The 22,556-nt window shown below is 38.2% G+C and carries 19 protein-coding genes; all 19 read right to left on the minus strand.

Annotation, left to right across the window (positions count from 1 at the left end; translation table 11 throughout):
- Positions 1-5: 5 nt before the first annotated feature.
- On the minus strand, positions 6-1,919 hold the full coding sequence (acs, locus tag N9Y32_04745; protein MDB2590322.1) for an acetate--CoA ligase: 1,914 nt from the start codon (positions 1,917-1,919) through the stop codon (positions 6-8).
- Positions 1,920-1,987: 68 nt separating this feature from the next.
- Entirely contained in the window at positions 1,988-2,683 is a 696-nt protein-coding gene (locus tag N9Y32_04750) for an exonuclease domain-containing protein (GenBank protein ID MDB2590323.1), read from the minus strand.
- A complete protein-coding gene (locus N9Y32_04755; protein ID MDB2590324.1) occupies positions 2,680-4,512 on the minus strand; it encodes a DUF294 nucleotidyltransferase-like domain-containing protein in 1,833 nt (610 codons plus the stop codon). The genes N9Y32_04750 and N9Y32_04755 overlap by 4 nt, the downstream gene beginning before the upstream one ends.
- Positions 4,513-4,515: 3 nt before the next feature.
- Positions 4,516-4,992, minus strand: a complete 477-nt coding sequence (locus N9Y32_04760; protein MDB2590325.1) for a hypothetical protein — start codon at positions 4,990-4,992, stop codon at positions 4,516-4,518.
- Between the two features lie 71 nt (positions 4,993-5,063).
- Positions 5,064-6,776, minus strand: coding sequence for a cation acetate symporter (locus tag N9Y32_04765; GenBank protein ID MDB2590326.1), 1,713 nt, complete (start codon positions 6,774-6,776; stop codon positions 5,064-5,066).
- A gap of 12 nt (positions 6,777-6,788) precedes the next feature.
- Entirely contained in the window at positions 6,789-7,043 is a 255-nt protein-coding gene (locus N9Y32_04770) for a DUF4212 domain-containing protein (protein MDB2590327.1), read from the minus strand.
- 353 nt (positions 7,044-7,396) lie between these two features.
- Positions 7,397-8,146, minus strand: a complete 750-nt coding sequence (locus tag N9Y32_04775) for an ABC transporter ATP-binding protein (protein MDB2590328.1) — start codon at positions 8,144-8,146, stop codon at positions 7,397-7,399.
- Entirely contained in the window at positions 8,139-8,903 is a 765-nt protein-coding gene (locus N9Y32_04780) for an ABC transporter ATP-binding protein (GenBank protein ID MDB2590329.1), read from the minus strand. The genes N9Y32_04775 and N9Y32_04780 overlap by 8 nt, the downstream gene beginning before the upstream one ends.
- 1 nt (position 8,904) lies before the next feature.
- Positions 8,905-10,041 (minus strand): branched-chain amino acid ABC transporter permease, encoded by a 1,137-nt coding sequence (locus tag N9Y32_04785; protein ID MDB2590330.1) that lies wholly within the window; start codon positions 10,039-10,041, stop codon positions 8,905-8,907.
- 3 nt (positions 10,042-10,044) lie between these two features.
- A complete protein-coding gene (locus N9Y32_04790; GenBank protein ID MDB2590331.1) occupies positions 10,045-11,061 on the minus strand; it encodes a branched-chain amino acid ABC transporter permease in 1,017 nt (338 codons plus the stop codon).
- An 89-nt stretch (positions 11,062-11,150) separates the two neighbouring features.
- Positions 11,151-12,506, minus strand: a complete 1,356-nt coding sequence (locus N9Y32_04795) for an ABC transporter substrate-binding protein (protein MDB2590332.1) — start codon at positions 12,504-12,506, stop codon at positions 11,151-11,153.
- Positions 12,507-12,800: 294 nt separating this feature from the next.
- Positions 12,801-13,463, minus strand: a complete 663-nt coding sequence (locus N9Y32_04800; GenBank protein ID MDB2590333.1) for a nitroreductase family protein — start codon at positions 13,461-13,463, stop codon at positions 12,801-12,803.
- Positions 13,464-13,501: 38 nt separating this feature from the next.
- Complete coding sequence (locus N9Y32_04805) at positions 13,502-15,373, minus strand: propionyl-CoA synthetase (GenBank protein MDB2590334.1); 1,872 nt, start codon at positions 15,371-15,373, stop codon at positions 13,502-13,504.
- 56 nt (positions 15,374-15,429) lie between these two features.
- Positions 15,430-16,617, minus strand: a complete 1,188-nt coding sequence (gene prpF, locus N9Y32_04810; GenBank protein ID MDB2590335.1) for a 2-methylaconitate cis-trans isomerase PrpF — start codon at positions 16,615-16,617, stop codon at positions 15,430-15,432.
- Positions 16,617-19,232: a Fe/S-dependent 2-methylisocitrate dehydratase AcnD gene (gene acnD, locus N9Y32_04815; GenBank protein MDB2590336.1), complete on the minus strand. Its 2,616-nt coding sequence runs from the start codon at positions 19,230-19,232 to the stop codon at positions 16,617-16,619. Before acnD ends, prpF begins: the two co-directional genes overlap by 1 nt.
- A 31-nt stretch (positions 19,233-19,263) precedes the next feature.
- Positions 19,264-20,424 carry a 2-methylcitrate synthase gene (gene prpC / locus N9Y32_04820; protein MDB2590337.1) on the minus strand — a complete coding sequence of 387 codons (1,161 nt, stop codon included), beginning with the start codon at positions 20,422-20,424 and terminating at the stop codon, positions 19,264-19,266.
- Positions 20,424-21,308: a methylisocitrate lyase gene (gene prpB / locus N9Y32_04825; GenBank protein MDB2590338.1), complete on the minus strand. Its 885-nt coding sequence runs from the start codon at positions 21,306-21,308 to the stop codon at positions 20,424-20,426. Before prpB ends, prpC begins: the two co-directional genes overlap by 1 nt.
- Before the next feature lie 16 nt (positions 21,309-21,324).
- The gene (locus tag N9Y32_04830; GenBank protein MDB2590339.1) at positions 21,325-21,999 is read right to left on the minus strand and encodes a GntR family transcriptional regulator; all 675 of its coding nucleotides are present in this window, start codon (positions 21,997-21,999) and stop codon (positions 21,325-21,327) included.
- Between the two features lie 164 nt (positions 22,000-22,163).
- Entirely contained in the window at positions 22,164-22,496 is a 333-nt protein-coding gene (gene rpoZ, locus N9Y32_04835) for a DNA-directed RNA polymerase subunit omega (protein MDB2590340.1), read from the minus strand.
- Between the last annotated feature and the right edge of the window lie 60 nt (positions 22,497-22,556).

Below are 22,556 nucleotides of genomic sequence, written 5' to 3' on the forward strand. Positions count from 1 at the left end.
AAGCCTTAAACCACTCGATTATTAATTAGATCTACCACCACTTCTGGTTCTGCCAAAGTGGAAGTATCACCTAAATTATCGTAATCATTTTCCGCAATTTTTCTTAAGATTCGTCTCATAATCTTACCACTTCTTGTTTTCGGCAGTCCTGGTGCAAATTGAATCTTGTCTACACTTGCAATTGGCCCAATTTCACGACGCACTAACTTAACCAGCTCTGTTTTTAGTTCATCTGTTGGTTCTATGCCATTCATCATAGAAACATAAGCATAAACACCTTGTCCTTTGATATCATGCGGATAACCTACAACTGCAGCTTCTGAAACACTTTCATGCAAGACAAGTGCTGACTCGATCTCTGCTGTGCCTAAACGATGGCCTGAAATATTCAATACATCATCTACTCGTCCAGTGATCCAGTAGTAGCCGTCACTGTCACGCTTAACGCCATCACCAGCAAAATACTTACCTTTGAAAGTTGAGAAGTAAGCTTCCATAAAACGCTCATGATTATTGTAAAGTGTGCGCATTTGCCCTGGCCACGATCTAGCTAGCACCAAAATGCCTTCCGCTTCACCGTCAAGGATATCGCCTTTTTCATTAACTACTTGCGGCTCAATACCAAAGAAAGGCTTACTTGCTGATCCTGGCTTTAAAGCGGTTGCATAAGGTAATGGTAAAATCATATGACCACCTGTTTCTGTTTGCCACCAAGTGTCAACTACTGGACATCTAGACTGACCAACAGTGCGGTAATACCACTCCCAAGCTTCTGGGTTGATTGGCTCACCAACGGTACCTAAAATACGCAAACTAGAACGATCAGTTTTTTCAACAAATTCATTACCAGCACCCATTAATGAGCGAATTGCTGTCGGTGCTGTATAAAAAGTATTAACTTGATGCTTGTCAATGACTTGCCAAAAGCGCGAAGCATCTGGATAAGTTGGTATACCTTCAAACATTAGTGTTGTACCACCGTTAGCCAATGGCCCATAAACAATATATGAGTGACCTGTTACCCAACCAACATCCGCTGTACACCAGTAAATATCGCCCTCTTGATAATCAAATGCGTATTTATGCGTCATGGCTGCATACAATAAATAGCCGCCTGAAGTATGTACAACACCCTTTGGCTTACCAGTAGAGCCAGATGTATAAAGAATAAATAATGGCGTTTCAGCATCAAATGATTCGCAAGGACATTCACTTGCAACATCTGCTACTAAATCATGGTACCAAACATCTTTATCACCCCATGTAACCTCGCCTTTAGTATTTTGGACAACAACGACTTTAGTAACACAATCACACCCTTCGATTGCAAGATCAACATTAGCCTTAAGTGCCGTAGATCTTCCACCACGTAAACCCTCATCAGCGGTAATAATAACCTTACATTCAGAATCAAGAATTCTATCTTTCAATGCTTCAGGTGAAAATCCACCAAATACGACTGAATGAATAGCGCCAATTCGAGCACATGCCAGCATAGCATAAGCAGACTCCAAAATCATTGGCATATAGATGCAAACTCGATCACCCTTTTTAACGCCTAAATTCTTTAAACCATTAGAAAGCTTTGCAACTTCATCATGTAGCTGCTGGTAAGTTACCTTTTGACTAACACTAGGGTCGTCACCCTCCCAGATGATTGCTGTTTGCTTAGCTCTTTTTGGAAGATGTCTATCTATACAGTTATAAGCAACATTTAATTCACCGCCCTTAAACCATTCGATTTTTCCTTGCGTGTAATCTACATTGGATACTTCATTCCAATCTTTATCCCAATTTAGGAATTCTTTGGCTTGAGTAGCCCAAAATTCATCTGAATTATTAATAGAATCATCATACATTGACTCATACTTTTTTTCATCACAAATAGGCGTTTTTACTGGCTGGATAACTGGATACATAGTAATAGGTTATTTAAGAAATATGAATTAATAATACCTAATAATTAATTTTCAAAAAAAGTATTTTTTTAAATTAAGTCATCTAATTTAATTGAATTAGAGTCTCCCATGTGGCTAACTTGGGCTAAAAATAACTCAGCAGTTGAAATGGCATCTTGCATAGCATTATGCGCTTTATATCTTGGTAAGTTATACCGCTCTCTCAAAGAAAATAATCTTAAACTGTTAGGTCGAACATAACCCTGAGTATTCATCATTTTAATATTTTCAATTTTCAGTGTGTCTATCATTATTATTGGCAGATGATTTATTTGGTATAACTTTTGGCAGGCACAATTAATAAATCTTTTTTCAATTTTATCAAAATGAACAATCAAGACTCTATTGCGCATCTCAATAAAAAGCTGCTCCATTGCATATTTTAGGCCAACACCTTGGCTTAAATCATCATCTGTTAATTGATGAATACTGACATTTTCTTCCGTTAAAGATTGCTTAGGATTAATTAACAAATGTCTACTGGAGGCGGCTAATAAATGTAAATTTTTAATAACTGTATAACCCATGCTAATAATTTTTTCTTTAGAAGGGTTTAATCCTGTTGTTTCAAAATCAAGCACTAAAAACTCAATATCTTGAATGCGTGTTTTTTTGTGAATCAAGGGTTTGCGTAAATATTGAGTAAGCGCTGGTGATAAATTAGGCTTCAATAATAAGAATTTTTGGTAATACTTAGGCAAAAAGTAAGAGACCAATTTATTCATAATATGGATGTTTGATACTGAGAACTCATGGCTGACTGCATATTAGAAACAATACCAAATGCATCTTTTAAATGCTTTTGATCTAAAGAAGATATTTTTTTTGTTGGAACGAAATTATTGGCAGTATTACCACTCTTTATTTGTCTTGACTGATGCTCGATTCTAACCAAATTGATAAACTTATAAGCCTCAATTAAATCACTAGAGCCTGAACGACTTAAGGCTTTAATATCCATCAACTCTCTTAGCCTATCTTGCGTATTAACTACTCTAATTCCCTTTGATAAAGCATAAACACGAGCAAAATCAACAATCGGAACAACGCCTTTCTTTTTTAAATCCAGTGTTTTTTTGTCAGCACCATGATGATCTACAATAAAATTTCTAAAAAATCCTAAAGGTGGTACGTAATGCTCAGCATTGTGAGCCATGTGAGATTGAAAGATGGTGTTTTTTCGTGTCTTATTTAAAACATCTGGTAATAACTCATCTAACAGTTCAGAAGTGCCATAAATACATTTTAGGTCAAAGAAAATACTGGAATACATCAGCGCCTTTGGATCTGGACTCAAAATCCAGCTGTTAAAATAAGAACGCCAAACAGAAACACGTTGCCTCCATTTTGGATTGGTCGCCATAACATCACCAGGGCAATAAATATAGCCACACTCGTTTAAACCATCACATACATAGTGAGTTAATTTTGAAAAATATTCTCCATGTAATTTATCATCATAATCATCAGATAAAATCAATAAATTATCTTGGTCAGTATGTGCGATTTGCTCAGATCTTGCTTGAGAGCCTGCAACTACCCATGCATAAGGAACTGGCGGGGACCCTAATAAATCTTCAGCCTGTTTTAATAGCTGCTGATTAATGGATCGACCGACTGAGCTAATGGAATAAGTGATGTCATGCTCATCCATATTAGATTCAAAACTATGCTGTAATAAGAGTGGCACCTGCTCCGATATCTTTTTCAAATCTTCAACTGTCTTAGACACTAGCACTTCATTGATCAAAAAAACGACATTATGACTTTGTTTTCTCAAAAGATCTGCTGCGGTAATCATGCCGACCACCTGGTTATTTTTAAGAATTGGTAGATGCCTGATATGAGAATTAGCCATTAACAACATAGCCTCAACACCACTTTTGTAATGTGCAATTGAGATTGGGTTGATTGTCATAATATCACTAACTGGCGAGGATACATCTAACCCGGAAGCGGCTACTTTGGTACAAAAAGCTCTGTCAGTCACGATACCACTCAACATATTGTTCTCTGTCACCACCACAGATGTCACATTCTTGCTACTCATTAACTTAGCAACATCACGAATACTCGTACTAGGATCAATCAGATAAGCATCGTTCGCTCTCGACATGGAAAGTACAGAATTATTTAGTAGGCTATTTTGCTTAGTGATATTTTGAACCTTGATACTAGACTCTAATCCGGCATCAATGAAAAAATGATGCACGCTACTCTGATCTGAAAATAGCTCGAAAAATAACTTTTTTGGGATTTTGTAATACAAAGTGTCTTCTTGACAACTATGTGAATACAACACCAATTGAGAGTTATAACCAAGCCATTGTCTTTCACCCAAGATAGAGAATAATTGCTCATTCTCATCCTCGATCAGAATAGCACCCTTACGCACCAGATATAAAAAATCTGGTTTAAGGGTTAAGATATATTTTCTTTTTCTATAGCCTATTTGTATTTCGTTAACTAAAGATTCAAGCTGTGAAGTAGTAGCACTATCGAGAGGTAGTGTTGATTTAAGAAAATCAATAATTTCTAAATCTTCAATATCCATTATCTAATAATCTTTATCCTGATAAGTAAAAATAGCTGGCACTTCAGCTCTAAAGATAATACCATTAACAGAAACAGCAAGTTGCAAGTAGTCAGATCTTTTGACATTGACCAAAGAGCTTTCCCAGATCTTGTTACCTATTTGCACTAATCTCATAGATTCTGGCTGAGAATACCCTCCTTTTTCACTCGCAACTGCAAAGATAACCCCTTCTAGTGGCGTTTCTGTTTTTAAGCGAAAGTGATTATCTCCATATAGTTGACTATCAGAAGTAATTAACAACTCCAAGTCGCCATTCACCAGATCACAATGGCCACTTTCCCAGCGACAATTAGGCTTAGCAAGCATTTTGTACAATTGGCCATCTATGGCTTTATGAGGCACCTCAGCCACATAATAGTCGACAGCAAAATAACTGATAATTGCCAATATAGGTGCAACGATCATTGAAGTAATAACGTGTTTATTCTTAAAAAACATAATTCCTTTATTTTAAATAAAAAAACACCCGGCATTGCCGGGTGTCAAAGTAAAAAACTTAAAAAGTTTTTTTAGTTAGATGATGGAACACGAATGTTCTCAACCATCTGTACAACCTCTGCAGGTACTTTAGCTGTTCGACTCATTACAATGAATGCTACTGCGAAGTTAACTACCGCACCAATAGCACCAAATGCATTAGGCTCAATACCTAAGAACCAGTTTGGATCCATGTCACCTAAGAAAGATGTTGATTGTACAAACATAATGCCTTTGTGTTGGAATACATATAACAATGTAATACCAATACCTGACAACATACCTGCAATCGCACCTTCTTTGTTCATCTTCTTGGAGAAGATACCCATCATTAGTGCAGGGAAGATACTAGAAGCTGCTAGACCAAAGGCAAGCGCAACTGTACCTGCAGCAAAATCCGGAGGATTAAAGCCGTAGTAACCCGCAATTAAGATGGCACCAATCATAGAGATTCTAGAGTATTTAAGCTCTTCCTTCTCTGTGATGTTTGGCTTCCACACACCTTTTAATAAGTCATGTGAAATAGAAGACGCAATGGCTAACAAAAGACCAGCTGCTGTGGATAATGCTGCTGCTAAACCACCGGCTGCAACAATTGCAATCACCCAGTTCGGCAAGCCAGCGATCTCAGGGTTCGCTAGAACCATGATATCTCTATCAACTTTAACCATTTCATTAGTCTTTTTATCGCCTGTATATTGAATCAAGCCATCGTTGTTCTTATCTTCAAACTTCAACAAACCAGTTGTTTCCCAGTTTTTAAACCAAGATGGACGGTCAGCATATGCCAAGTTTTGCTCAGCATTTGGCTGATCAATCGTTTGCATTAAGTTTAATCTTGCCATTGCTGCAACTGCAGGAGCAGTTGTATAAAGTAGCGCAATAAATACCAAAGCCCAACCTGCAGATTCACGTGCAGCTTTCACTGAAGATACTGTGAAGAATCTCATGATAACGTGAGGAAGACCCGCTGTACCAATCATTAGAGACAGTGTGTAAACAAACATGTTAGTTGTGCTTAATCTAGCTTGAGTTGTATACTCAGCAAAACCTAGTTGAGTAACCACTTGATCAAGCTTATCTAATAGGTATGTACCGTCTGCCATTTCACTACCTAAACCTAACTGAGGAATCGGGTTACCTGTCAGCATAAATGAAATAAAGATTGCTGGAATTGTATAAGCAATAATCATGATCACGTATTGTGCAATTTGAGTATATGTAATACCTTTCATACCACCCATGGTAGCGTAAAAAGCAACAATCACCATACCTGACACTAATCCAGTCTCATAATCCACTTCTAGGAATCTTGAGAATGCCACGCCGATACCTTTCATCTGACCAATTACGTAAGTAACTGACGCAATGATTAGACAAATAACCGCAACAACACGCGCAGTCTTTGAATAGTATCTGTCAGAGATAAACTCTGGCACTGTAAATGCTCCATGCTTCCTTAAGTAAGGTGCAAGTAACATTGCTAGCAATACATAACCACCTGTCCAACCCATTAAGAATACTGAACCACCGTATCCATAAAATGCAATTAAACCAGCCATTGAGATAAATGACGCTGCACTCATCCAGTCTGCTGCTGTAGCCATACCATTTGCTACAGGGTGAATACCACCACCAGCAACATAAAACTCCTCAGTTGTGGAGGCTCTTGCCCAGAAAGCAATACCAATATAGAGCGCAAATGTTGCGCCTACAAATAAAAATGTTAATGTTTGTAAATCCATGTATTTCTCCCCTTATTTTTCGTCAACGCCAAATTCTTTGTCGATTTTGCCCATGCTTCTCGCATAGTAAAATACCAAAATTACGAACGTATAAATTGAACCTTGTTGTGCAAACCAAAATCCTAGTTTATAACCGCCCATTCTGACAGTGTTTAGCACATCTACTAGCACAATGCCAAATAGATACGAAACCACAAACCAGATTGCTAAACACTTAACGATCAGTGCAATATTAGCTTTCCAGTAGTTGTTGTTGTTATCACTCATTTAGACTCCCCTCTTTATTAATAAATCAAAATACATGATACACACCTAATCTAGTGAAGGTCAACTATCACCATTCCCTTATATGACTTTTTGGAAAGCCATATAACCGCTTTAAAAAATCATTTAAAAAGAATGAGTTAGCTCTTAATAAATTGAGCTAATTACGGCATTAGAAAATACAATGATTGAATAATGCACACCAAATTATGAAAATTGTAGATTTACGTTTCTCGCATAGAGGATTTAAAAAAATCCAAAAAAAAAATAACGCCTAAGCGTTATTTTTAATAAATCCTTCGGTTAAGAAGATTTGAGATTTTTGTTACCCTACTCTAATTGACAAATATCTGTACCTAGATAGCTAAATATTGATGTCTTAATGCTTCATCATCTAGAACCTCTTGAGCAGTGCCATCAAACACAATCTTACCAGTGTCTAATATAAGCGCCCTATCGGCTAAACGCAACGCAGCTACTGCATTTTGCTCTACAATAATAGTCGTAATACCTAGTTTCTTAATACTAATCAAGATGTCTTCAATTTCATGAACAATAACTGGCGCAAGACCTTCAAATGGCTCATCTAACAATAGCAATTTAACATCGCGTGCTAACGCCCTGGCAACTGCTAACATCTGTTGTTCACCGCCTGACAAAGTAACGCCATCTTGGTCTTTTCTCTCGCCTAATCTTGGAAAATGCTCATAGATACGCTCTATAGACCAACCAATTGGGCCCTCTATTTGCGCTAATTGCAAGTTTTCCTCTACAGTCAATCCGCCAATAATACAGCGATCTTCTGGCACTAATGCAACACCTAATTGTGCCACTTGATAATCTTCCATATTATGTAAAGGCTGGTGATCAAGCCACATCTCTCCATGATTCACCTGAGGATCGGTTGCGCGAGCAATAGATCTAAGAGTTGAAGTCTTTCCAGCACCATTTCTACCTAATAAGGCTAAAATTTCCCCCTCGCGAATATCGAAACTAACACCTTGCACAATGTAACTCTCACCATAGTATGAGTGAAGATCATAACAAGAGAAAAATGCACTATCAGACCCTTGTGAAACAACGGCTTTATATTTATTATCACTCATGATTACCTCCGCCTAAATAAGCTTCTTTTACGATTGGACTTGCTTTGATTTCTTCAGGTGTTCCTGTTGCGATAATTTTACCTCTTGCTAATACAGAAATGGTGTCTGCAACACTGAACACAACATGCATGTCATGCTCAATAATAACCTTAGTCATGCCACCTTCTTTCATCTGCTTTAATAGCTCGATTGTTTGATTGGTGTCATGTCTAGCCATACCTGCAGTTGGTTCATCCAGCAGGAGTAGTTTTGGATGCTGTATTAAGCTCATTGCTAACTCTAGTCTACGCTTATCACCACGTGATAAACTTCCAGAGATGCCGTGCATTTTATCTTGCATACCAATACTAGATAGAACTTCAATAGATTCTTGCATAATATCTTTTTCATCAGCTAGATCTTTAAAAATTTTAAATTTAAAGGCGCCGTCACGTTTTGACAATGCTGGAATCATGACATTTTCTAGCAAAGATAGGTCTGTAAATATTTCCGGTGTTTGGAAAACTCTCGCTAGACCCATTTGATTAATCTCATGAGGTAGCTTACCAACAATATCTTGATTGTCAAACAGTACTTCACCAGTATCGGGTGCTAGTAATCCAATACATACATTTAATAAAGTTGATTTACCTGCACCATTTGGACCAATGATTGCATGAACTTTACCTTTTTCAATATCTAAATTGACGTCAGTTAATGCTTTTAATCCGCCAAAAGTTTTATTGACATTGCTAATTTTTAAAACAGAACTGCTCATTTTATTCGTCCCCTTGTTTTAATTTTTCTTGCTCTTTACTTTTAGTAAACCTGTTCCTAATTTTTTGAAAACCTTCTGTTACCCCACCAGGTAAGAAAATAACAACTATCATAAACATTAGTCCTAGTGTTAAGTGCCAACCTTCGCCGACAAATGGAGTAATAATCACTACCATCGTATCATTTAACCATTGTGGCATAAAGGCAAAAAAACTTTGTAGTACAGATTCATTGATAGCTGAAAAAATATTTTCTAAATATTTAATAATTCCAACACCAAGTAAAGGTCCGTATAAAGTACCTACTCCACCTAAAATAGTCATCAAGACCACTTCGCCAGAAGCCGTCCACTGCATTCTTTCAGCGCCTGCTAATGGATCTGTTACCGCCATTAATGAGCCAGCCAATCCTGCAAACATGCCTGAAATAATAAAAGCAGTGAGTAAATATGGGCGCGTATTGTATCCAGTATATTTCATTCTATGCTGATTAGATTTAATTGCTTTAAGCTTTAAGCCAAAAGGAGAGTTGAATATTTTCAGAGAAATATAAAATGCCAGTATCAGTATCACGGCAGTGAAATAAAACCCTGAATATCCACTCATCGAGACACCAAATACCTCAGTAGAAGGCAACCCCCCTCCTGAAGCCACATCACCAAACAAACGATCAAGTACTCTAGGATCCTCAGCGGCGATTGTTAGACCAGTTTCACCATTAGTAATTGGTGACAATACCGAATAAGCAAGGTTATAAAACATTTGCGCAAAAGCCAATGTCAGTATCGAAAAGTAAATACCTGACCTACGTAAACTAACATAACCCACCAAAGCAGCAATCAAGCCTGCAAATAGCGTACCAAATATGACAGCAGGTATAGCATTCATACTTAACAACTTAAACGACCACACAGCTGTATAAGACCCTACACCTAAGAAGATAGCATGGCCAAATGATAAATATCCTGTTAATCCAAATAGAATGTTATAACCAATAGCAAAAATACCAAATATAGCAAATTTTTGCAGAAGATCTGGATAGCTTGCACCAAGAGGTTCAAGCCATATAGGCATACTAAATACAGCAATAGAGAACACTGTCATAGTAAATAAAACGCTACGTTTTTTTAAATATTCCATGATTTAATCCTCCATTACACCTTTACGTCCCATCAACCCTCGAGGACGTGTTAATAAAATAATCACAGCAACTAAATAAATAATCACTTGATCTATACCTGGTATTAAATTACTCACTACAGTCATAGATGCAAATGATTGCAAAACTCCTAATAAGAAGCCAGCAGCTACCGCACCGCCTAAAGAGCCCATGCCACCAACTACAACCACAACAAAGGAAAGAACTAAGAAGTCCATTCCCATATGATAATCAGGCGGCAATATAGGCGCATACATAACACCCGCAAGCCCAGCAACAACTGCTGCAATACCAAATACAATGGTAAATTTTCGCTGCACATTGATACCCAAAAATCCAACCATTTGTCGATCAAACATTCCCGCTCTCACAACCATACCAAAAGTTGTTAGCTGTAAAAAAGCAAAAACTGAGACAATTATTAAAGCTGAAAAAGCAAGATAAATTAGACGCCACCAAGGATAAATAAGATTATCACTCAGTCCAAGCCAAGTACCGATTGCTGCACTACTAGAGACAACATCAGGCGGCGGCATTGGAATTGGATTCGCACCAAAGAAATGACGAATCACTTCTTGAATCACAATAGCCAAACCAAATGTAACTAATATTTGCTCTGCATGTGAACGCTTATAAAAGTGCCTAATTAAGCCTCTTTCCATAGCCAAACCAATTAACAACATAACGGGTATTGCCATAATAATAGACAATGGCACCGCATAATCTATAATGGCGAGCCCGGTTTCTCCAAACCATATTTCTAAATATGGTTGCTCCTTATAGGCAGTAAAAAAGGTAATGCTTGGATCAATGACTTTAACCGAGATGGTTAAAATCTTTTGAAATGTTACCGCACAAAACGCACCCAGCATAAATAACGCACCATGTGCAAAATTAACCACACCAAGTGTACCAAACACCAATGTCAAGCCAAGTGCAATTAAAGCATAAGCAGCACCCTTGTCTAGACCATTAAGTAATTGTATTAAAACAGCATCCATAATATTTTTCTCTTATTAATTGAACTAAATTTAAAAAAAATGCCAACTACAGTAATGTAATTGGCATTTAAGTTTTTAAATCTAGAGATTTAAACTACGTAAGGACCTAATTCACCACCGAAAATTGAAGCATCGTACTCAACATCAGCACGTGGAACTTCTTTAACAATGTCAAGTAAGTCAAACTGAGTATTTGGATTTTGCTTACCACGAACAACCAATACATCTTTGAAACACTGATGATCTTCAGCGCGATATTCAGTTTCACCATTACCCATACCATCAAATTTAAAGCCTTCTAGCTGCTTAATAACCTCAGGTGGGTAGAATGTACCAGCACTTTCACATGCATTTGCATAAAGCAACGTTTGCACGTAACAAGTATGAGCCGCCATTGAAGGTGGGAAACCATATTCAGTACCAAACGACTTAACAAATGCTTTAGAACCAGCATCTTGTAACTGCCAATCCCAGTTTGTTGTTCCTAAGATACCTTGAAGGTTCTTACCAGCACCCTGTGCCATTAGACGTGAGTATAAAGGTACGATAATTTCAAACTGCTTACCATTAACCATTTTGTCACGTAAACCAAACTGTACAGATTGAGTTAGTGAGTTAATCATATCTTTACCATAATGGTTAAGAATCAATGTATCTGCACCTGAGTTTAAAATTGGCGTAATAAATTGAGAAAAGTCGCCTGCACCTACTGGTGTTCTAATCGTTGCAGCAGTATTCCAACCTAAACCTTCAGTTGTTTCTTTAATTGACTCTTCCTGTGTCCAACCCCAAGTGTAGTCAGAAGTTAAATGGTATGCATTTCTTTCAGTACCCATTTCTTCTTTCAACACTGGTCCTAATGCAGAACCTGTCATTTTAGCGTTAAAGAAATGACGGAAACCGTAACGACGCTTGTCTTTACCAGTTGTATCATTTGAGTGAGTTAGGCCAGCCATGAAAATAACACCAGCTTCTTGTGCCAAACTTTGAACAGCAATTGCTACACCTGATGATGAACCACCAGAAATCATCACAACACCATCTTTCTCAATCATACGTTTAGCAGAAGCACGTGCTGCATCTGATTTAGTTTGAGTATCACCTGTTACATAAGTAACTTTCTTTCCTAAAATACCATTACCCTTTAAGTTCATAGGTTTCATAGTATTCATCATGCCACTATCGCCTTCACCGTTTAAGTGCTTAACAGCTAGCTTAAATGCGCGTAATTCATCAGCACCTTCATCAGCATATGCACCAGTTTGTGGCACATTAAAGCCTAGTGTTACAGTAGACGAACTGCCTGGATTGTTAGTAAAGTTCTTAGAATGGCCGCCTGCATAAGCTCCCTTTGTAAAAAACATCGGTGCTGCTGCTAGAGCTGCACTTGTTTTTAGCATATCTCTACGACTAATTGTGTTTTGATCTTTTTTAGTTTTACTCATTTTTTTGTTCCCCTATTTATTTGTTTTCAGAGGACATAATACATAGAATAGCTACTTCACTACAACTATCAGTACTCTCTAATATACTCTTCTAAAAAGCTATCTAGAAAGGTATTTGAGCAAGACTTGCGTTAAGGCTATTAATTAAAAATTCATAATATGAAATAATATATAATTAGTTTTGCTAATAATGTTTAATAAGTTCCAATTCTAATCAAAACGAATTTCTATACTTTTTACCTTTAATATTTTTTATTGAGTGGCGGGTAAAAAACAAATCGTAAAATAGAATATTTAAGAGAAATAGCGAACTAACTTATCTAGATCTTCACGTTCAGTTCTATAGCTATTAACATCTTCAGTAGTATCCTCATAGCCTAATGCCATGCCGCAAATCAACACTTGATCTTCATAACCCAATGCCTTTTTAACAATCTCGGGATACTCAGCTAAAGCTGCTTGAGGGCAAGTTGCCAATCCATGTTCAACTGCAGATAACATAATAGATTGTAAGAACATACCATAATCTAAATATGAGCCTTTTTCCATTACCTTATCGATAAAGAAAAGCAGCATCACAGGTGCATCAAAAGCGCGATAATTTGCCGCCCACTGATCAAGCTGTCTTTGCTTATCTTCACGCTTAATTTGCAGTGTAGAGTACATTAATAAGCCACAAGCCTTGCGTCTGTCTTTGTATTGTGCTTCCCATTGTTCTGGATAATACTGATAATCCATTACGCCTTTATTACCAGCTCTAAATTCAGACTCCATCTTCTGCTCAAGGTCTTTTTTGCTTTGTCCTGACAATACAGCTACCTTCCAAGGCTGTGTATTAACACCAGAAGGTGCTGTTTTAGCTTGCTCCAAAATAGCATTTATTGTTGCAATGGGTACTTCTTTGTTTAAGAAAGCTCTTGTTGATTTTCGTTGGGCTAATGCAGTCTTTACATCCATTGGTCTCGCTAATTTATATTAATAATTCGCATTTAATGTTATTTTAATTCTTGTTGAATTTCATCCAAAATAGCTGGATCATCAATGGTTGATGGTATGACATAATCTTCACCATCCACTAATTGTCTTAAGGTTTTTCTTAAAATTTTTCCAGAACGTGTTTTAGGTAAACGCTCAACAATAATGGTGTCCTTATAACAAGCCACCGCTCCAATCTTCTCTCTCATTAATTGAACTAATGCTTTTTTGATATCTGAGTGATCTGTATCAACACCTGATTTTAAAATAGTAAACCCTAATGGCATCTGCCCTTTAAGATCATCACTTCTTCCAATAACTGCACATTCAGCAACAGCTGGATGTGTGGCAATGATCTCTTCCATTTCACCAGTAGATAGTCGATGTCCTGAAACGTTAATAACGTCATCAGTCCGTCCCATCACAAATAAATAGCCATCTTCGTCAATATAGCCACCATCACCACTCGTATAGTAGCCTGGAAAAGTTTCTAAATAACTCGCTTTAAAACGATTAATATCACCCCAAATAGTTGTTAAACAACTGGGTGGCAAAGGTAACTTGATAGCAATATTACCTTGTTTATTAACCGCAACCTCTTGTCCATTATCATCCAAAATATGTATATCATAACCCGGCACAGGAACAGTTGAAGATCCTGGTTTGATTGGCATTTTTTCAATACCTCTCATATTAGAAGAAATTGGCCACCCTGTTTCCGTTTGCCACCAATTATCAATAATTGGCAGTTTAAACTGTTCATCTAGCCATTCATAAGTTGGCGGGTCTAATCGCTCACCTGCAGCAAATAAAGTCTTAAAAGAAGATAAATCATATTTCTTTATGAAGTCGCCATTCGGATCCTCTTTTTTAATAGCTCTAAAAGCCGTAGGTGCAGTAAATAATGCTTTAACTTTATGTTCAGAAATAACTCTCCAAAAAGCACCAGCATCAGGCGTCATAATTGGCTTTCCTTCAAAAAATATTGTAGTGCAACCTTGCAATAAAGGCGCATACACTATATAAGAATGCCCAACTACCCAGCCCACATCAGAAGCAGACCAAAAAACTTCGCCTGGTTTCATGTCATAAATGGCACTCATACTATATTTCATCGCAACCGCATGGCCGCCGTTTTCACGCACCACACCCTTAGGTTTTCCTGTTGTGCCTGATGTGTACAATATGTAAAGCAAATCAGATCCTTTAACAGGCGTACATCCTGCAGGTTGAGCCTTACTGACAGTCTCCACCCAATCTAGATCTCCATCTCGTGAAAGTTCAGCTGTTGCTTCTGGGCGTTGGAATACAACGACATTATTAGGAGTGTGTTTAGCAATTTCGACAGCATTATCAATTAATGGCTTATATTCAATAACTCGATTTATTTCAATGCCACAAGAAGCGCTTAAGATTACCTTTGGCTTAGCATCATCAATACGTAATGCTAATTCAGGTGCGGCAAAACCACCAAATACTACTGAATGAATAGCACCAATCCGAGCACAAGCTAGCATAGCCATTGCAGCTTGTGGAATCATTGGCATATATACAATAACACGGTCGCCTTTTTCAACGCCCAAGTCTACTAGCATTCCAGCAATTAGGGCAACCTCATCACGCATTTCGCGATAAGTGTATGTTTTTTTTGTATTTGTCACTGGAGAGTCGTAGATCAAGGCTGCTTGATCAGCACGGCCATTTTCAACATGATAATCGAGTGCCATATAAGCTGTGTTCATCTCACCATCTGCAAACCAATGATGAATACCATCTTTATCTTGTGTTAATATTTTCTCTGGCTTTTTAAACCATTCAAGGGCTTCAGATTTTTTTCTCCAGAAACCCTCTGGATCGTCTTTTGATAAAGCTAATTCTTGTTGGTATTTCATTTTAAATCTCCCATTATTTAATACCTCAATTCTATTTAAAATCTATTAATTGTTAGTTATATATGATCAAAAATATTTCCAGGAACATGAACTGTTCCTTCCATTAAAACTCTTGCACTACGGCTCATAACCACCTTATTTACAGTCCAGTCACCATTTTCTTGCATTGCCTCTGCGCCCACTTTTAGCGATCCAGATGGATGCCCAAAAGTAACATTTTCACGTTCGCCACCACCTGCAGCAAGGTTAACTAACGTTCCAGGAATGGTTGCTGCAGTTCCAATAGCTACTGCAGCAGTGCCCATCATAGCATGATGCAATAATCCCATTGATAAAGCTCGAACATTAAGATCAATATCACTTGCACTGATCTCTTTGCCACTTGAGCAAATGTAACTTTTGGCTTTACTGACAAAAGCAACTTTAGGCGTATGTTGGCGACCCGCAGCTTGTTCAATGCTATTTATCAAGCCCATTTTTATAGCGCCATAGGCGCGAATACTTTCAAACATTGTGAGTGCTTTTTCGTTACTATTAATATCAACCTGTAATTCTGTGCCTGTGTAATTAATTGAATCAGCATTCAAGAAGATTGTTGGAATACCTGCATTAATCATAGTTGCCTTAAATGTGCCAACACCTGGGACTTCTAAATCATCTACCAAATTTCCAGTCGGGAACATAGCGTCGCTAGCATCCACAGGGCTTATAAACTCAACTTGAACCTCTGCGGCTGGAAACGTCACTCCATCTAATTCAAAATCACCAGTTTCTTGAACCATGCCATTAGTCATTGGGACTTTAGCAATGATGGTTTTATTAATATTTGCCTGCCAAATACGAACAGTCGCAATGCCATTTTGTATAACACGATCAGCATCAACCAATCCATTGCTGATTGCAAAAGAGCCAACTGCAGCTGTCAAATTACCACAATTACCACTCCAATCAACAAACGGCTTATCAATTGAAACTTGGCCAAAGAGATAATCAACATCATGATCGCTTTTTAGACTTTTCGATAAAATAACAGTTTTACTGGTACTTGAAGTTGCACCACCCATGCCATCAGTTTGCTTAGCATATGGATCAGGACTACCAATCACACGAAGTAACATTGCATCGCGAGCAGGGCCAGCAACTTTACATATTTCAGGCAGATCTTCAAGATTAAAGAAAACCCCTTTGCTGGTGCCACCGCGCATATAGGTTGCAGGAATCTTGATTTGAGGTGCAAAAGACATTATGCATTTTCCTCTAAAAAGTCTTGAGCAAATCTTTGTAGTACGCCACCAGCAGAATAAACATGTGCTTCTTGCGCTGTATCTAAGCGACATTTAACAGGGATGTTTTTCGTCTCGCCATTAGTGCGTGTCATCTTCACTATTAATGAAGATCCTGGCGCTATATCACCTTCAACATCAAATGTTTCAGTGCCATCGATGCTGTAAGTGGATCGTGTTTCACCATTAATAAATTCAAGTGGAAGAACACCCATGCCGACTAAGTTTGTACGGTGAATGCGTTCAAACCCTTCCGCGATAATCGTTTCAACACCTGCTAGACGAACGCCTTTAGCGGCCCAGTCACGTGATGATCCCTGCCCATAGTCAGCACCTGCAATAATAATTAATGGCTGTGCACGATCCATGTAAGTTTCGATTGCTTCCCACATGCGCATTTGTTCACCTTCTGGCTCAACACGCGCAAGAGAGCCTTGTCTAATCTCTCCGGTTTTTCCATCAGCACCATCACGACACATTTCATTTAACAACTTAGGATTTGCAAAAGTTGCGCGTTGTGCTGTTAAGTGATCACCACGGTGAGTTGCATAGGAATTAAAGTCTTCTTCTGGTAAGCCCATTTTATGCAAATAAGCACCAGCAGCACTTTCTAACATAATTGCATTTGAAGGAGATAAATGGTCTGTTGTGATATTGTCACCAAGCACTGCAAGAGGACGCATACCTTTCATGGTTCGCTCACCAGCTAGTGCACCTTCCCAATAGGGAGGTCGTGTAATATAAGTACTTTTATCATCCCAATCATATAAAGGACTCTTTGCTCCTTGTATAACTCCAAGATCAAACATTGGATTGTAAATTTGATGAAACATTTCAGGTTTAACACTTGCTTTTACAATGACATCAATTTCTTCATCCGTAGGCCAAATGTCTTTTAAGGTAATAGGATTACCGTCTTTATCATTACCTAAGCTATCTTGCTCAATATCAAAACGAATGGTTCCTGCAATAGCATAAGCAACCACTAATGGCGGCGATGCTAGGAATGCCTGTTTTGCATAAGGGTGAATTCGACCATCGAAGTTTCGATTCCCAGATAGAACTGCTGTCGCATATAAATCACGCTCAATAATTTCATCTCGAATAACAGGATCAAGTGCTCCAGACATACCATTACAAGTAGTACATGCAAAACCTACAATACCAAAACCAAGCGTTTCAAGTTCACTCAGTAGACCAGCTTCTTTTAAGTAAAGTTCTGCAACCTTTGAGCCCGGTGCAAAAGATGTCTTAACCCAAGGCTTACGAATCAAGCCAAGCTCATTTGCTTTACGTGCCACTAATCCAGCAGCAACAACATTGCGTGGATTGGAAGTATTTGTACAGGATGTAATTGCGGCGATAATAACCGCACCATCAGGCATTTTGCCTTCAGCTTCTTCAGCTTTTGCTTTATCCAAGTCCTTTGCGATGCCGCTTGATACAAGATCAGCAGTTGCTAGACGGCGATGAGGGTTTGACGGACCAGCCATATTACGCTCAACTAATGACAAATTAAAGCTAAGAACTCGCTCATAGTTCGCATCAATTAGATCATCCGCCCAAAGACCTGTTTCTTTAGCATAGTGCTCAACTAAAGCCACTTGTTTAGGCTCACGACCTGTGAGCTTTAAGTAGTCAATGGTTTGTTCATCAATATAGAACAAACCTGCTGAAGCACCATATTCAGGTGTCATATTAGAGATTGTTGCGCGATCTCCAATGGTTAAACCCTTAGTTCCCTCACCAAAAAACTCAAGGTAAGCTGAGACTACTTTTTGGTTACGCAAGAACTCAGTGATCGCTAGAACTACGTCTGTTGCAGTAATACCTTCCTGGCGTCTACCAGTAAGCTCAACACCAATGATATCGGGTACACGCATCATCGATGGCAGACCCAGCATAACAGTTTCAGCTTCTAATCCGCCCACACCTATTGCCATAACGCCTAATGCATCAATGTGTGGTGTGTGTGAATCAGTACCGACGCAAGTATCAGGAAATGCAATACCTTCACGAGCTTGAATAACTGGCGACATTTTTTCCAAATTAATCTGGTGCATAATGCCGTTACCCGCAGGAATTACGTCAACATTTTGAAAAGAAGTTTTACACCATTCAATAAAATCAAAACGGTCTTTATTTCGGCGATCTTCAATAGCGCGGTTTTTCTCAAATGCATCTGGGTCAAAACCAGGTGCCTCTACTGCCAGTGAATGATCAACAATTAACTGAGTTGGAACTACCGGGTTAACCTTAGAGGGGTCGCCACCTTGATCTGCAATTGCATCGCGCAGGCCAGCTAAATCAACTAAAGCTGTTTGACCTAAAATATCATGACAAACCACACGAGCTGGATACCAAGGAAAATCTGAATCTTGCTTATTCTCGATCAGTTGTTTAAGTGACTCTGTAAGATTTTCTGGTTGACAGCGACGAACAAGCTGTTCAGCTAGAATACGAGCAGTGTAAGGGAGTTTGACATAAGCGCCAGGTGCTATATCTTCAATTGCTTGACATGTGTCGAAGTAATCTAAATCTGTGCCTTCAAGTTTTTTTCGGTAATTGGTATTCATGATTATTTTCTTTAGTATTCCTAATTAATAACTAGCCACGATCAGCTAAAGCGACAAATTCAAGATTCTCAGGACCAATATAGTTGGCCGATGGACGAATGATCTTTCCATCTTGACGTTGTTCAATTACGTGAGCACCCCAACCTGTGGTTCGTGCAATAACAAATAGCGGCGTAAACATCGCTGTTGGAACACCCATTTGCTCATAAGAAACTGCCGAGAACCAATCTAGATTTGGAAACATTTTCTTTTCATCCATCATGACTGTTTCAATACGCTCAGCAACATCAAACATGGTCATATTTTTATTAGACTCAGAAAGTTGTTTTGCAACACGCTTGATCACTTCATTGCGTGGGTCAGAAACCGTGTAAACAGGATGTCCGAAACCAATGATAATCTCCTTACGAGCCATGCGTTCACGAATATCAGCCTCAGCTTGATCAGCATCTTTATAGCGCTTTTGGATTTCAGAGGCAACTTCGTTTGCTCCACCATGCTTTGGCCCACGTAATGCACCAATAGCACCTGTAATACAAGAGTGAATATCTGATCCAGTGCCTGCGATGACACGACCTGCAAATGTAGAAGCATTAAACTCATGCTCTGCATAAAGTATCAAAGAAACATGCATGGCTTTTACCCATTCCTCAGAAGGTGACTCACCATGAAGCATGTGTAAGAAATGGCCACCAATTGAATCGTCATCTGTTTCTGTTTCAATGCGTTTATTATTATGGCTAAAGTGGTACCAATAGACTAGCATTGAACCAAAGCTTGCCATAATACGATCTAAAGCAGCGCGGGTTTCTTCCTCAGGATGATCATCTTTTTCTGTCATACAAGTACCCATAGCGGAACAACCTGTACGCATCACATCCATCGGGTGTGCTGATTTTGGAATATTTTCTAAAATCGTTTTCACAGCAGATGGTAATCCACGCATACCTTTTAATTTAGCTTTATAAGATTTCAGCTGTGAAATTGTTGGTAAGGCGCCATGAATAATAAGATATGCAATCTCTTCAAATTCAGCATTTTCTGCAAAATCAAGAATATCATAACCACGATAATGTAAGTCATTACCTGTGCGTCCAACTGTACATACGGCAGTATTTCCTGCTGCTGTCCCTGAAAGAGCTACTGATTTTTTTGGCTTAAAACCTGGCGTTGTTTGTTTTATATCACTCATTATGATTTATCCTCATTTGCAAATAGTTGGTCTAATTTTTTTTCATACTCATGGTATTCGAGAAAATCATATAACTCCATACGAGTCTGCATAGCATCTACAACATTTTTCTGATGACCATCTGCTTTAATATGTTCATAAACATTAAGTGCTGCTTTACTCATCGCACGAAATGCGCTCAATGCATAAAGTTGTAATTGAACGCCAACAGAAGAAAGCTCTTCAGATGTAAATAAAGGTGTTTCTCCAAATTCTGTGATGTTGGCTAATACAGGCACATCGACCGCTTTAACAAATTGATCATACTGTTCTAATGTAATAATAGCTTCTGGAAATATCATATCAGCGCCAGCTTCTACACAGGCTATTGCACGCTCAATAGCAGCATCAATACCTTCAACTGCTAGTGCGTCTGTTCGCGCCATAATCACAAAATCTGAATCAGTCTTCGCATCGACAGCCGATTTAACACGATCCACCATTTCTTGTTGACTGATGATTGCTTTATTAGGACGATGACCACATCGTTTTTGCATAACTTGATCTTCAATATGGACAGCGCCAGCACCCGCACGAGTAAACTCACGAACACATCTGGCGATATTAAAAGCGCCACCCCAACCTGTATCAATATCAACCAATAATGGCAACTCAGTTGCATCAGTAATACGGTAAGTATCTTCCAATACATCTTTCATGGTTGTAATACCAAGATCAGGAATGCCCATTGAGCAAGCAGCCACACCACCACCTGAAAGGTATATAGCCTTATGGCCAACTTTTTCTGCCATGATGGCTGAGTAGGCGTTTACTGCACCTACGACTTGTAACGGGTTATTATCCTCTACAGCTTTACGAAACGCTTTACCTGCACTTATACTCATATTATTCCTCGATTTTTTATTTGTCTAATAAATTTTTTACAATTTTCCATGCGCCACTAATATGTCTACGCATTAATATTTCTGCTAACTCAGGGTCTCTATTATTAATAGCATTAACAATAGCATAATGATCATGCAATGCCGGTTCTACTCGAAATGGCATTTGACTACTACGATGACGACACATTCTTAATACTTGATACAACTTGTTGTTTAAATAATCAATTAACCATTGATTTTGACATTTGGAAAAAATATAATAATGAAAATCTAAACTACCTTCTTCTTGTAAATAGCGCTTACCTTCTGATTGCTTAATAGATGATTCATGTTTTTCCAATAAACGATACAAATTATCGATGTCAGACTGCGACATAGCAACACAAGCCAATCTTGTTGCAAACCCTTCCATTGCTTCACGCATTTGATACACATTTTGCATCATAGTAAAGTCCAGAGTGATCACTCGAGAGCCAGAGTGTGGACGACGATCTACCAAATTAATAGATTCTAATTTGTGCAAGGCTTCGCGTAATGGGCCACGACTAATGTCATACGCTTTAGCAAGCTCTGCTTCACCTATTTTTTGTCCTTGTGGAATAACACCCGTAATGATATCTTCTTTAATCTGCTGGAATACATGCTCAGATAGAGTGTCTTGTTTTATAGCATGTAAAGCATTAATACTCATATTGTCAACAATAATTAAAATAATAAATCAAATTAAGCCAAATTCTACTAAATTAATTAAATATTGTCAACAATAATAAAATAAAAAATCACTACTTGAATAATTCAGGAAAAAAAAATGACGCCCTAAGCGTCATTTTTATTAAAAATAATTTTAGTTAAGTATTATTCTTGAACTTCACTCACTTCGTCAACACCTTCGTCAACAGACGATACTGATAATTCTGCCTTAACCTCTTCTTCAGTTTCAGCATCATGAACTTTTTGCTGCGCAGTTAACTCTTGTTCCATAGCATATTCTTCAGTTAAGATTGAAGCGTTAACAAGGCCCGCTTCAATTTCTCTAAGTGCAACTACACTTGGCTTATCTTTACCGACATCTAAAGTTGATCTATAGCCGCCTGAGCTCAATTGGTGGGCACGTTTTGCAGCAACTAATACCAATTCAAAACGATTATCTACAAAATCCAAACACTCTTCAACAGTTACTCTTGCCATAATACTCTCTAACTTTTAGTTATGATAAAATCAATCAATTTTACACGAAAAATAACAGGC

This window comes from Candidatus Thioglobus sp. (genome assembly GCA_028228555.1).
Classification (GTDB): Bacteria; Pseudomonadota; Gammaproteobacteria; order PS1; family Pseudothioglobaceae; genus Thioglobus_A.